Origin of the sequence: Streptomyces sp. NBC_00670 (genome assembly GCF_036226765.1) — a bacterium.
Taxonomy (GTDB): Bacteria; Actinomycetota; Actinomycetes; order Streptomycetales; family Streptomycetaceae; genus Streptomyces.
Window position 1 is genome coordinate 6,703,127 of record NZ_CP109017.1, and the last position, 14,045, is coordinate 6,717,171.

8 protein-coding genes are annotated in these 14,045 nt (G+C 72.9%); 1 reads left to right on the top strand and 7 read right to left on the bottom strand.

Translation table 11 applies throughout. From position 1 onward, the window contains the following. Positions 1-6 precede the first annotated feature (6 nt). From OIE12_RS29360 to eccD, 5 genes are all read right to left on the bottom strand, one after another. Entirely contained in the window at positions 7-462 is a 456-nt protein-coding gene (locus OIE12_RS29360; RefSeq protein ID WP_329140496.1) for a type VII secretion system-associated protein, read from the bottom strand. Positions 463-584: 122 nt separating this feature from the next. Then, entirely contained in the window at positions 585-908 is a 324-nt protein-coding gene (locus OIE12_RS29365) for a WXG100 family type VII secretion target (protein ID WP_030381579.1), read from the bottom strand. A 100-nt stretch (positions 909-1,008) separates the two neighbouring features. Beyond that, positions 1,009-1,347 (bottom strand): hypothetical protein, encoded by a 339-nt coding sequence (locus OIE12_RS29370; protein WP_030381580.1) that lies wholly within the window; start codon positions 1,345-1,347, stop codon positions 1,009-1,011. A 234-nt stretch (positions 1,348-1,581) separates the two neighbouring features. Then, positions 1,582-3,240 (bottom strand): type VII secretion protein EccB, encoded by a 1,659-nt coding sequence (gene eccB / locus OIE12_RS29375; protein WP_329140499.1) that lies wholly within the window; start codon positions 3,238-3,240, stop codon positions 1,582-1,584. Positions 3,241-3,301: 61 nt separating this feature from the next. Beyond that, positions 3,302-4,705, bottom strand: coding sequence for a type VII secretion integral membrane protein EccD (gene eccD / locus OIE12_RS29380; protein ID WP_329140501.1), 1,404 nt, complete (start codon positions 4,703-4,705; stop codon positions 3,302-3,304). 384 nt (positions 4,706-5,089) lie between these two features. Here eccD and eccCa point away from each other — a divergent pair, with 384 nt between their 5' ends. Then, entirely contained in the window at positions 5,090-9,013 is a 3,924-nt protein-coding gene (gene eccCa, locus OIE12_RS29385) for a type VII secretion protein EccCa (protein ID WP_329142298.1), read from the top strand. Between the two features lie 157 nt (positions 9,014-9,170). On the opposite strand, the gene OIE12_RS29390 is transcribed toward eccCa, so the two are convergent. Beyond that, positions 9,171-10,406: a S8 family serine peptidase gene (locus tag OIE12_RS29390; protein ID WP_329142300.1), complete on the bottom strand. Its 1,236-nt coding sequence runs from the start codon at positions 10,404-10,406 to the stop codon at positions 9,171-9,173. A 32-nt stretch (positions 10,407-10,438) separates the two neighbouring features. Next, complete coding sequence (locus OIE12_RS29395) at positions 10,439-13,783, bottom strand: right-handed parallel beta-helix repeat-containing protein (protein ID WP_329140503.1); 3,345 nt, start codon at positions 13,781-13,783, stop codon at positions 10,439-10,441. Between the last annotated feature and the right edge of the window lie 262 nt (positions 13,784-14,045).

A 14,045-nucleotide genomic window follows, 5' to 3' on the forward strand; every position in this document is an offset into this window, starting at 1 on the left:
CCGGCCTCAGGAGTCGTCGTCGCCCCCGGTGCCGCTCATGTCGTCGTCGACGGTGCCGAAGATGTCCATCAGCTTCTCGCCGTCGATGGAGGTGAGACTGTCGCCCTGGTTCTTGAGCAGGGTGGTGATCGTCTCCTCGAGGGCGGAGTCGATGTCCTCGAAGAGTGTTCCCTGGGCGACGAAGATGTCGTCCTGGCCGGTCGCCTGCTTCTTCAGCGCGGTCAGCAGCGCGCCGCCGCCGACCGGGTCGGTGTTGCTGCCGCCGCTCATCAGACCGAGCCGCAGCGCCGCGGATCCGCCGCCCACCGAGTCCTCGCCCCGGTCGGCCGCGAGGTTCTTCAGGGAGCGGATGCCCCCCGGCGTGTCCTCGCGGATGTCCTTGAGGTTCTTCCTGAAGTCCGCGACATCGTTGTTCTTGAAGTTCTTCAGCGCGGTCGAGTCCAGATGGGTCAGGTCTGTCATGAGTGCCTCCGCTGGCGGTGCGCGCCGGGCCGGGGAGTGCGGCGACGGCGACGGTACGGGGAGATGCCCGCACCGCGCCGGAGGCGCGGGGCCGGTCCGGCGCGGTGCGGAGGGATGCCGGATCAGCGGCCGATGGTGACCTCGGACCACATCTGGCTGAGCGAGTTCTCGCTGTACTTGTAGCTGGAGGAGATGTCGCTCAGGAGCTGTGCGTGCGAGGTGAGCAGGGTCTCCATGTTCTGCACCGCGCCGTCCCAGGCCGCCTGCTTCTGGCGGTAGGTGTTGGCGTCGTTGCCGTACCAGGTCTTGGACAGCTCGCTGAGCTCGGCCTCAAGGTTGGACAGCGTCTGCGCGATGGCCTTGGTCTGCATGACCATGTCGTCCGCCGCGTTCGACATGTGGTTGTAGCTGACGTAGATGTAACCGTCGCTCAGGTTGTCTGCCACGGTCTGCCTCTTTCACGAGGTGTTACGGGGGGTGTGGGTCTTGGTGTGGGGTGCGCCAAGGGGCACGTGGGGTGCGCCAGGGGGCACGGCCCTGCCTGGCTCAGCCCGCCAGCTGGTCGAAGGCCGACTGGGAGGCGTTGTATGCCTGGTTGATCTGGTCGTTCGAGGAGCCCTGGGTCTTGTTGTGCTCCACCAGGCTCTGGTTCAGCCGGTCGATGACGTCCTCGAGGTTCTTGAGGATGACGTTGCACTGGCCGTCCCACTGGGCGAGCAGCTGGCCGTACTGGCCACCGTCGCTGCCCTGGTAGCCGCTGCCCAGGGTGGAACGGGTGCCGTCGACGTCCTGGCGGATCTTCATGATGCCGCTGAACGCGCTCTCGAGGGCCTGGATGCCGTTCCGGGTCGAACTTTCGCTTGACTGCTGGCCGTCTCCCGCCATCGTCCCACCTTTCGTAAGTCGGGTTAGTGTTCGGGGCACCGCGAGCCTAGGGTGAGCAAAGTTGCGCTGACAACCAACTGAGGAAAATCTGAGGTTGCCGTCGCGGTGCCGCCAAGTTCTTTTGCGCTGCGGTTACTTGGGCGCAACCTTCCCATCCGCGGCGTGTCTCCGGGCGCGCTCGCGCCGGTTGCGGTGAAGCGGTCGGAGAACGGGCACGGACACCTCCGGAAGCGGTCATGAACTGGTGCCCCCGGTGCCCGAGTTGCCCGCGGGAAGCCCGGCGCCGGCGCCCTTGCCGGCGCCCGCCTCCGTGCCCGCTTCGGTGCCCTTGCCCGTCCCGGTGCCCTTCGCCGGGGCCTTCCCCTTGGCGTCCCCGGCAGCGACGGGTGACGTCCCGGCCTTCCCGGAGCCGGCACCGGGACCGCCCGTGCCGCACTGCGCCGCCGACTCGCCCGCCGCGGGCCCTGCCGCCGCCGCGGGGGAGACCGCCTCCGAGGCCGCCGCCTTCGTGTCCAGCTCGGGCCCGGTCGGCAGCATCGACAGCAGCGTGGACGGCACCCGCACCGCGGACGCCTCGTCGTAACCCAGCGCCGTGAGGGCCTGGCTGTCCGGGATGCGGTACTTCACCCCGTCGTCGCTCACCAGGAACGTGGTGTCACCCACCGACGCGCCTGCCGCCCCCAGCACCCGTACCAGCGTGCCGTGGCCCGGACGCATCACCACCCCGTTCACCGGCACGCACGCCGCCGTCAGCGCCGTCGTGTCCGGCTGCGCCACCGGGGACAGCTCCGACTCCGCGAGACGCACCGACCGCACCCGCACCCGGCCGTCGACCGAGTCGACCTGCGCACACGCCGCCACCCCGGAGTCCAGCTGCGCCGCGCGCGGCGGACTGTCCGGCAGTCCGGCCACCGAGGGGTCCTTCGCCGACGTGCCCGGCGCCTGATGGGCCCGCAGATCGGAGACGCCGATCGTGGCGACCGCCGGCGGCTGCCCGGCGTACGCCTTCTCGCGGGTGTCCGGATCGCCGATCAGCAGCGCCGACTGCGTGGCCGTCACCGGGTGCAGCCCGTCCTTCTGCAGCACGTACTCCTGCTTGCCGGAGCCCGCCACCACCCGGAACACCTGGCCCACCCGGGTGGGCCGCCCGTCCAGCTCCGGGCCCTGCGAGCCCTGCCCCGCGACCGCGGGCGTGGCCAGCTTCGGACCGCTCACCAGGGCGTCCAGGAACGCCGCCGACACCTGCCGGGGCTTCACCGCCCCGTAGCCGAGGGACTCCACCGCGCCCGAGGCGTCGTCCAGCTCCAGCCGGCTGCCCTGCCACACCAGATACGTCCGCTTGTCCGGACCCCGCACCACCAGCGCCGAGTCCTCACTCACCGGGTCCGTCTCCACCGGTGCCCCCGCCACCAGCGCCGTCGTCGTGCCCGAGCCCGCCGAGCACACCTCCCACGCCGAGTCCTCCAGGTCGCCGGTGCCCGGCACGGTGTCCGGGGCGCCGGTGATGCCCACCGGCCTGCCCACCGGGGTGCCCTCCAGCGACGCCGAGCCGACCGATGTCGTCGACAGGTCGGAGCCGCCGATCAGCATCGCCGACGCGTAGTTGCGCACCGGCCGCAACCGGCCCCCGGCGTACAGGTAGCGGGCGCCGGTGTCCTTGTTGACGATGAGGGTGTCGCCGCTGCGCCAGGTGTCGTTGCCACCCGGCCTGAGCAGCCCGAACACCACCGCGCCGCCGCACACCAGCGCGCCGACCACCACTCCGATCAGTGCCCCGCGGGTGGTGCGCCCCAGCGGACTCTCCGGGGCGTCCGGGTCGGCCAGCAGCATGCCCGCGGTCAGCCGCCCCATCATGAACGTGTGCGCCTGCACCTGGTCGCGCTTGGACCGCACGGTTGCCTCCTGGCTCGTTCTGGTACGTACTCGCTTACGGGGACCGGACCGGCCGCCCGGATCAGCCCGTCATGCCGCGCAGGTGGCCGAACACGCCGAGCAGCCACAGCGTCAGCGGCAGCAGCGCGATCGCCAGCAGCGAGTGCAGCAGCTCCGCCGCCCGCCCCCAGTACGGCACCAGGCGCCGCCCCGGCACCGTCCACAGCGCCACCAGCAGCGCCGCCGACACCGCCAGCAGCCCCGCCACCAGCAGCGCCCGCCGCGACCCGGACAGCTCCAGGCCCCAGCCGAACGTCAGCAGCAGCAGACCCCAGGCGCCCGGCAGCACCAGCACCAGCCGCTGCGCGGTGTTCACCAGGCCCCGGCCGTGCAGGAGCAGCAGCAGCGACAGCACCAGCGCACACAGCAGCGCCGGCAGATTCGGTTTGTGGGCCAGCCCCACCAGGCAGCTCGACGCCAGCACACCCGTCGCCCCGTACAGCGCCGTCATCCACTCACTGGCCAGCTCGGTACGGACCGCCACGTCGTCGCCCCGGTAGGGCTCGATGCCCTCCTGCAACTGGCTCGCGTTGGTCGGCAGCGCCGGCATCCGCATCCCCGCGAACCGGAACGACAGCGCCGGCACCAGACCGCCCACCAGCACCGTCAGCGCCGCCACCACACCGGCCGCGGCCGCCGGACGCACGTCGAACACCGTCATCAGCGTGCCGCCCACCGCCGCCGCCAGCGCCACCAGCGCCGACGCCAGGAACAGCGGGGTGCGCACCGCCGCGGCCGCGAGGGCCAGCACCGCGCCGCCCGCCCAGGCCGCCGCCGCCCCCAGCAGCCGGGCACCGAGCACCTGGTGGGCCTGCGGCCCGCTCAGCTCACCGCCCGGCACCAGCCAGCCCGCCATCGCCAGCGCCGGGGAGGCCAGCAGGCCCAGCACCGCGCCGGTCGCCGGATCGTCCACCGCCCGGCTCGCCGAGGCCGCACCCGCGAGCAGCAGCAGCCCCGTGGCACACGCCGCCCCCGCCCGCAGCGGCACCGAGACACCCCCCGGCCAGGCCAGCAGGGCCAGCCCGGACAGCACCGCCAGCGCCACCAGACCGCGCAGCAGCCGCCGCGCCGCCTCCTCGCTCCAGCCGTGCAGCCGGTCCCGGGTCACCGCCGCGATCCCGTCCACCAGGTCGTCCAGCCGCACCTCGGGCAACGCCTCGGTACGCGGCCGCAGATGGAGCGCCTCACCGTCGGTCAGGTCGAGCGAGGCCAGCGTCGCCTCCTCGTCCAGCGGCCGGCCGCCGAGGCGCTGAAGTATCCAGCCGTCGTGCTCGAGGCCGTTCTCCTCGACGTCCTCGCCCGCGTACCGCAGCACCGTGGGCAGCAGATCGGCGACCGGAACGTCGGACGGTACGGCGAGGTCGATGGTGCGGGCGGGGGCGCGCACGGTCACATGGCACAGTCCGGCCACGGAGGTGTCGGTCATACCGGGACTCACGTCTCTGAACGTCGGATACGGGAAGGGAGCGAGGGCTACGAACGGGAAGACAGGGGGAGGGGTGACATGGACGTACGGAGTTGACGGGGTGCAGACTACTGACACTTCCGATGACCGTCGTCAACGGGGATGAGGGCACAATGGTGTTCACGACGTGTTACCCCTGAGGGCACGTCCCAGTGCACCGCCGTATCGTACGGTCCGGCCGACCGGCCTTCCCCGCGCGCCGCCCGGCGCGCGCTGCCGAGGTGCCGTTCCCGGGCGCGCCCGGCTGCCTCCCCGTGCCGCCGTCGCGTGCGAACGAACCGTTAAGGAGCTCCAGCGTTGAGCGTGGTCCTGTTCCGTCGACCGGCCCGCCGTCGCGGGCCGGTCATGCCCAGCGGCGAGCTGACCCTGCAGGAACCGCCGACCCTGCAGGAGACCGTCCCGGACACCTCCGCGGTGTGGACGTACATGCCGATGGCCATGATGTCGGTCTCGATGATGCTGATGTTCCTGCGCACCGGTGGCCAGGGCAACGGCGTCTTCATGTACATCGCGCTCGGCATGATGGTGCTGGCCGCCGCCGCCATGATGGTCGGTCAGGTCATGCGCAAGGCCGGCGACCGCAAGCAGCGGCTGCGCGGCGAACGCCGTGACTACCTGCGCTACCTCGCCCAGAGCCGGCGCACCGTGCAGCGCGCGGTGGTCGAGCAGCAGCTCGCCCTCGCCTGGCGCCATCCCGACCCCCGGGTGCTGCGCTCCATGGTGCGCACCACCCGGCTGTGGGAACGCCGCCCCAAGGACGAGGACTTCGGTGAGGTCCGGATAGCCGTCGGCGACCAGCAGTTCGCCATGCGGCTCACCCCGATCTCCACCAAACCCGTCGAGGACCTCGAACCGCTCAGCGCCCACGCGCTGCGCCGCTTCATCCGCGCCTACAGCACCGTCCCCGGCCAGCCCATCGCCCTCTACCTGCGCTCCTGGTCACGCGTGCTGATGCGCGGCGACCGGGACGCCGCCCGCGCCATGCTCCGCGCCGCACTGTGCCAACTGGCGCTGTTCCACCCGCCGGAGGAGATGTGGATCGCGGTCTGCGCGGACGACGAGGTGCGCGCCGAGTGGGAATGGCTGAAATGGCTCCCCCACAACCAGCACCCGCAGGAGACCGACGGCGCCGGCCCGCTGCGCATGATCGCCACCGCCTTCACCGACCTGGAGGACCAGCTCGGCAGCGAGTTCGCCGAGCGGCCCGCCTTCGACCCGGACGCCGCACCCGGCCGTGACGAGCCGTTCGTCGTGGTCATCGTGGACGGCACGAGCGTCCCCGCCGGCCACCGCTTCGACGGCCCCGGCTACCGCAACGCCGTCGTCCTGGACCTGTCCGGCTCCCTCACCTGGCGGCCGGGACGCACCACCCTGCGCCTCGACGTCGCCCCCGACTCCGTCTGTCTGGTCCGCACCGACCGCAGCCGCAAGGAGCAGACCACCGCCCTCGGCCGCCCCGACCAGGTCGGACCCCGCGCCGCCGAGTCGCTCGCCCGGCTGGTCTCCCCCTACCGGATGAGCCTCACCACCGACGCCGTCGAGCCGCTGCTCGCCGACATGGAGCTCACCACCCTCCTCGGCGTCGCCGACCTGCACCGCCTCGAACCGGAGACGCTGTTCCGCAAGCACACCGGCTCCGCCCGGCTGCGGGTCCCGGTCGCCGTCGGCCCCGACGGACGCCCCGTCGAACTCGACATCAAGGAGTCCGCACAGGGCGGCATGGGCCCGCACGGCATGCTGATCGGCGCCACCGGCTCCGGCAAGTCCGAGCTGCTGCGCACCCTCGTCCTCGGCCTCGCCCTCACCAACTCCTCCGAGACCCTCAACTTCGTCCTCGTCGACTTCAAGGGCGGCGCCACCTTCCTCGGCCTGGACGAACTCCCGCACACCAGCGCCGTCATCACCAACCTCGCCGACGAGGCCGCCCTCGTCGAGCGCATGCAGGACGCCCTGCACGGTGAACTGATCCGCCGCCAGGAACTGCTGCGGTCGGCCGGCAACTACACCTCCGCCCTGGAGTACGAGCGGGCCCGCGCCGGCGGCGCCGCCCTCGACCCGCTGCCCAGCCTCTTCGTCGTCGTCGACGAGTTCAGCGAGCTCCTCGCCTCGCACCGCGAGTTCATGGAGCTGTTCGTGATGATCGGCCGCCTCGGCCGGTCGCTCGGCGTGCATCTGCTGCTCGCCTCGCAGCGGCTGGACGAGGGCCGTATGCACCAGCTCGAGTCCCACCTGTCGTACCGGATCGGTCTGCGCACCTTCTCCGCGATGGAGTCCCGGGGCGTCCTCGGCGTCCCCGACGCCTACGAATTGCCCTCCCAGCCCGGCAGCGGCTACCTCAAGAGCGGCGTCGAGGCCCTCACCCGGTTCCGCGCCGCCTACGTCTCCGGCCCCTACCGCAGGCGCGGCGGCGCCGTCGCCCAGGCCCGGGTCGCCACCCAGGTGGTGCCCTGGTCCGCCGGGTACGTCGTGCCCCGCGCCCCCGCACCGACCGCCGTCCAGCCCGAGCCGGAGGAAGAGGAGAGCAGCAGCCTGCTGTCGGTGGCCCTGGACCGGCTGCGCGACTCCGGGCCGCCCGCCCACCGGGTGTGGCTGCCGCCGCTCGGCGACCCCTCCCCGCTCGACGAACTCCTCGGCGGCCTCACCGTCGACCCGGTGCGCGGACTGACCGCGTCCCGCTGGCTGGGCACCGGCAAACTGCGGGTCCCCGTCGGCCTCGTCGACAAGCCCTTCGACCAGCGCCGTGACCCACTCGTGGTGGACCTCGCCACGGCCGGCGGCCACGTCGCCGTCGCGGGCGGTTCGCAGAGCGGCAAGTCGACCGTGCTGCGCAGCCTCATCATGGCCCTCGCGCTCACCCACACCCCGCGCGAGGTCCAGTTCTACTGCCTCGACTTCGGTGGCGGTACGCTCTCCCAGCTCACCGGGCTGCCGCACGTCGCCGGGGTCGCGGCCCGCCTCGACGCCGAGCGGATCAGCCGCACCGTCGCCGAGGTCACCGCGATCCTGACCGAGCGCGAGAAGTTCTTCCTCGACCACGGCATCGACTCGATGGCCACCTACCGGCGCCGCCGCGCCGCCGGGGAGTTCCCCGACGAACCGCACGGCGACATCTTCCTGGTGATCGACGGCTGGTCCGAGGTCCGGCAGAACTTCGACCAGTTCATCCCCACGTTCAACCAGATCGCCACCGGCGGCCTCAACTACGGCATCCACCTCATCGTCGCCACCGCCCGCTGGCTGGAGCTCACCGCCCCCGTCCGCGACCAGGCCGACACCCGGCTCGAACTGCGGCTCGGCGACAACATGGACTCCGTGGTGGACATCCGCAAGGCCTCCGCCGTCCCCCGCATCCCCGGCCGGGGCCTCACCGTCGACGGCAAGCTGCACTTCCTGTCCGCGCTGCCCCGGGGCGACGGCTCCAGCGACCCGGAGACGCTCAGCGAGGGCGTCGCCGACCTCGTCGAGCGGATCGCCGGCGCCTGGCAGGGGCCGCGCGCCCCGCAGGTGCGGATGCTGCCGCATCTGCTGCCCGCCGCCGACCTGCCCGAGCCGGAGCTCGGCGACGGCCTCAAGGTGCCGCTCGGCCAGGACGAGGAGACCCTCGGCACGGTCTGGCACGACTTCTCCCGCACCCCGCACCTGGTCGCCGTCGGCGACACCGAGAGCGGCAAGACCAACCTGCTGCGGGTGGTCGCCGACGCGGTCGTCGCCCGCTACAAGCCCACCGAGGCGCGCATCCTCGTCGTCGACTACCGCCGCGACCTCGTCGACGCGGTGCCCGAGGAATACCGGCTCGGCCACGCCGTCGCCATGGACGCGCTCAAGCAGCTCGTCGGCGGCTCGGCCAAGGCGCTGCGCACCCGGCTGCCCGGACCGGAGATCACCCCGGCCCGGATGCGGCTCGCCGACTGGTGGAGCGGGCCCCGGCTGTTCGTCCTCGTCGACGACTACGACATGGTCGGCGGCGGCACGGTCATGGACCACCCGTTCGCCCCGCTCTTCGAACACCTCGCGCTCGGCCACGAGCTGGGGCTGCACATGGTGGTCGTCCGCTCCGCGACGGGCGCGGGGCGCGGGCTGAACGACCAGTTGCTGCGGCGGCTCGACGAGGTCAACACGCCGGGCATCCTGATGTCCTGCCCGCCGTCGGAGGGCTACGTGTTCGGCAACGTCAAGCCGCGGGTGCTCCCGCCGGGGCGGGCGCTGCGTATCGTCCGACGCAAGCCGACGCTCATCCAGACGGCCCTGGCCGCGGGGACGGCGGAGTAGTCCGGCTTGGTTGGCAGAGGGCCGGTTGCGACCTGGGTGGTCGCGACCGGCCCTTTTGTGACGCGCGGGAGGGGGTGGGGGTGGGGTGCGTAGGCGGGTGCGGCTCCGCCGCGGGGCGCGAGCGACCACAACTCACCCGCACCCGAACGACGAACCCTCAGGCCTCCGTCTCCGCGCTCTGCGCGGTCTTCACCCGCGTCGGGCGCCAGCCCAGGCGCCGGCCCCGGGGGAGGATCACGCCGAGCCAGACGACGGCGATGATCACGCCGAGTCCGGCCGCCGTCGGCCACATGGCCCGGCGGAGCGGCCCGGCCGCCTTGTCCTCCGGCATCCGCACCGGCGGAGCCGCCGCGGCCTGCCCCCGCAGCCCGCCGTTCCCGGACGTGAGGACGGACGTCACCGCCGCGTACGGGTCCAGCCGCGGCACGTCCGCCGGATACGCGGACGACCGCAGCAACCGAGCCGTCTCCTTCGCCGACAGCTCCGGGTGGACGGAACGCACCAGGGCCGCCGACCCGGCCACGAATCCGGCGGCCAGCGAGGCGCCGGAGCCGATGTAGTGGCCGTTCTTGGCCGGACCGATGCCGACGACGCCGTCGCCGGGCGCGGCGAGATCCGCGCTGTCGGTGGTGTACGAGCCGGTCGGGCGCTTGCCGTCGACGTCGACGTCGAGGACGGAGAGCACCCCGTCGGCCGCCGCCGGGTAGAAGTCGTGCGCGGGCAGGTCCGTGGAGGAGGGCGTGGACGGCACGTTCGGTACCGCCGCGGCGACCACCAGGACGTCCTTCTTCGCGGCCAGCGCCACCGCCGAGCGCAGCGCGGCGGAGTCGTGGTCGAGCGCCGCCGACACCGTCACCACCTTGGCGCCGCCCTCGACCGCGGCCTCGATGCCGGCCGCGACCCGCTCGGCGGTGACCGTGCCCCGGCTGTCGGTGCCGCGCACCGCGAGGATGCGGGCGTGCTGGGCGACGCCCGCGAACCGTACGCCGTCCTGCGTCGCGGCGGCCACCAGGCCGGCCACGAACGTACCGTGCCCGACGCAGTCCGTCCCGGCGTCGCCGACCGCCGTCACCCGCCCCTTGAGCGCGGGCGCGGAGGTGGAGACCCCCGTGTCGACGACACCGACGGTCACCCCGTCACCCGTCGTCACCTGCCAGGCCCGGTTCAGCTGGAGACCGGCCTGCTCCCACGGCACCGCCGTGGCCTGCCGGCCGGAACCCGCCGTGCACGGGTCGTCGGCGGACACCGTCGAGGGCAGCACCGGCAGCCGTACCGAACTGCCCCCGGCCGCCGCCGCGGGCGCGGCGGCACCGCCGCCCACGACCGCCGTCAGCAGCAGCGCGGCACCCAGGACGCGGGCCCGCCGGGGGGCGCGCGGCGTGCTGCCCGTCATGTGGCCCGTCATGCGCGGTTCCGTTCCGTTCGTCATGCGCCCGCCGCCCCGCTGGAGGCGGGCGACGCGGACGCCTGGTCGACCAGGTCCTCGGGGAGGAGCAGCCGCAGGTCGTCCAGGCTGGGCGCGGCCAGCCGGCTGAGCCGGCCCGCCTGCCGGGTCATCATCCGTTCCAGCACCTGGCGGGCGGTGCGCGCGTTGCCGAACGACCGGTCCCTGGGCAGCGTGTCGAAGTGCTGCCGCAGCACCGAGCCGAGCCCGGCCCCGCACTCGTACCCCGCCTGCGCCGCGTGCTGGCGCACGATGGTGACCAGCTCGTCGGAGGTGTAGTCGGCGAACTCCACCCGGCGCGAGAACCGGGAGGACAGGCCCGGGTTGGAGGAGAGGAACGCCTCCATCTCGCCGGTGTAGCCGGCCACGATGACGACCACCTGGTCGCGGTGGTCCTCCATCAGCTTCAGCAGCGTGTCCACCGCCTCCTGGCCGAAGTCCGACCCGGAGCCGCCGCGCGGGGTGAGGGTGTACGCCTCGTCGATGAACAGCACGCCGCCCAGGGCCCGGTCGAAGACCTCCCGGGTCAACTGCGCGGTGTGGCCCACGTACCGGCCGACCAGATCGGCGCGCGAGACCTCGACGAGCTGGCCGCGCGGCAGCACGCCCAGCGAGACGAGGAGCTCGCCGTAGAGCCGGGCCACGGTCGTCTTGCCGGTGCCGGGCGGGCCGGTGAACACCAGGTGGTGGCTGATCCGGGGCACCGGGAGCCCGGCGGCCTCGCGCTGCCGTGCCGTCGAGACCAGGTTGACCAGGTCGGTGACGTCCCGCTTGACCGCCGACAGCCCGACCAGTGCGTCCAGCCTGCTCAGCGCGTCGTCGCCGGCGTCCACGCCGTCCGGTCCCGCGGCGGCCTCCTGCGCCGCCTCCTCGCTGATGTCCTGCGGCAGCAGCAGCGTGAGGTCCTGCTCGGAGACGTCCGACAGCGAGGCAAGGCGCACCGCCTGCCGGTCCACCATCTCCTCGAACACCTGCCGCGCGGCACGGCCGTTGCCGAAGCCGGCGTCCTTCGGTATCCGGTCGAAGTGCACCGCGAGCGCCTTGCGGGTCTCGTCGGCGAGCACGTACTGGTGACGCCCGCACATGCTCTCCATGATCTCCACCAGTTCGGGCACCGAGTAGTTCTCGAACTCCACGGTCCGCGAGAACCGGGAGGCCAGGCCCGGGTTGGAGGAGAGGAAGCTGCGCATCTCGTTGGAGTAGCCCGCCACCACGACCACCACGTCGTCGCGGTGGTCCTCCATCAGCTTCAGCAGCGTGTCCACGGCCTCCCGGCCGAAGTCCGCGCCCGAACCCCGGGAGTCGGAGGTGAGGGTGTACGCCTCGTCGATGAACAGCACACCGCCCAGCGCCCGTTCGAAGGTCTCCGTGGTCTTGATGGCGGTACCGCCGATGACCTGCGCCACCAGATCGGCGCGTGAGACCTCGACCAGGTGTCCGGAGCGCAGCGCCCCCAGCTCCGCCAGGATCGTGCCGTACAGCCGGGCCACCGTCGTCTTGCCGGTGCCGGGCGGGCCGGCGAAGATCAGGTGCCGGCTCATCGGCGGCGCCGACATGCCGAGCTGGGCGCGGCGCCTGGCCAGCTGGGTGAGGTTGACCAGCGTGCGGACCTGCTCCTTGACGTTGTCCAGGCCGATCAGGCTCTCCAGCGCGGCCATCGGCCCGTCCGGACGCCCCGGCCCGTCGGACTCCGGTACGGTGCCCGCCGGGTCGGTGCCCTCCGCCTCGCCGAAGCCCCAGGCGTCACGGGACTCGTTGCCGGTGCTGGTGAGGTTCTCCACCGCCAGCCGGCCGCCCGCCTTGGACTGCATCAGACCGGCGCCCCGGTTCTCCCGCACGGTGCAGTTGACCACCGAGACCGGCGCCTCGGTCTCCACCCGGATGCCGTCGCGGGTGGACCCGGCCGCCTCGCAGCCGTTGAGCGAGGCCCGGCCGCCGTCCCGGATCAGGAAGCCGTGCTCGGCGGCGGCCGCCGCCCGTACCCGGGTCGCCGTCAGCTCGCCGCCGCTGTCCACCAGGACACCGCAGCCGCCCGCCGACACCAGCTCGCCGTCCCGGATCGACACCGTGCCCTCGGGGCCGATCTCCAGACCGGCCCCGGCGGGGTTGCTCACCTGGAAGCCGGCCAGATAGACGTCACCGCCCGAGGCGACCTGGGCGCCCGCACCGGCCGGTGTCTCCACCGTGCAGTCCTCCACCCGGCCGCGCCCGCCGTCGCGCACCGACACGCCCGTGCCGCCGGCCCCGGTGATCCGGGCCCGCCGCACCAGGGGGTTGGCGCCGCCCTTGACGACCACGCCGGTGCCCTTGACGTCGACGATCTCCACGCGCTCCAGCTCGGCCGCCGAGTCCTCCTCCAGGAGCACGCCGTCCGCCTCGCCGTCCCGTACGGTCAGCGAGGTCAGCGTCGGCGAGGAGGCACCCGAGACCCGCAGCGCCGGCACATGCGCGCCGGTCAGCCAGCAGTCCTCGTACGTGCCGCGCGACCGGTCCGTGACCAGCAGGCCGTGGCCCTGCGTACGCGCGGTGCGGCAGCGGCGCAGCACCGGGTCGGCGCCGTGCGAGACGACGATGCCGGGACCGCTGGTGCCGTTGACCCGCAGCTCCTCCAGCTCCGTACGGCCGGAGCTGGTCAGGTGCGCGCCGGTCGTGGTGTCGTGGATCACCGTGCGCAGCACCTTCAGCGCGCTGCGCTCCTCCAGGGCGAGCGACGGCTTGTCCGTGGACGACACGTCGCAGTCCTCGACCGAGCCCTGGGCGTCGCCGTTGGCCAGGATGCCGTTGCCGCGGGCGTCCCGGATCGTGCAGCCGCGCACGGTGGCCCGGCCGCGCTCGCCGATCACCACACCACTGGTGCCGAGGTGTTCGAGCGTGCAGGACTCCAGCGAGCTCTCCGTCTGCGAGGTCACCACGACACCCGCGCCGGACCGGCTCGACACCCGGCACTCGCGCATCGCCAGCGAACCGGAGTTGCGGGCCAGGACCGTCGTCCAGGACATCCCGGACAGATCGCAGCCCTGCATCGCGACCTGGCCCTGCGAGACGTCCACGACGGGCAGTTTCTCGTCCTGGCCCTGCACCACGAGGTCGGTGAGCATCACCGCGTCCGCCCGCAGGGAGATCACGGTGCCCTGGCGCGGCGCCAGCCGGACGCTGCCGCGCGACTGCTCGGCGACGATGGTCACCCGGGTGGTGACGACGAGGTTCTCCTCGTACGTCCCCGGGCGCACGCTCAGCACCGCGCCGCCGCGCGCCCTGGCCAGGGCCTCTCCGATCGTCCGGGCGTCCCCGGTGCCGTCCGGACAGACCGTCACTACCTGGCGCACTCCGCTGACCTCCTCGTGTCGGCACCCGTGGGTTGCGGTGGGCACCATCATGCCGTCCCCGTACGCGTGTTCCTACTCCGGTCCGGGTTCCGGAACGACCGGGGCGGGTGGGGTACCCGGTGTGGCGCGTGTATCCGTGTGACGAATTATGGGCCGCGCGCAACGCGCTTACCAGCGCGGAGACTTTCCGACAGGCTTTGGTAACCCCCGCGACATGACGAGCGGTTGGAACATGTGCGTGAATGGAGTCGTTCACACGGAC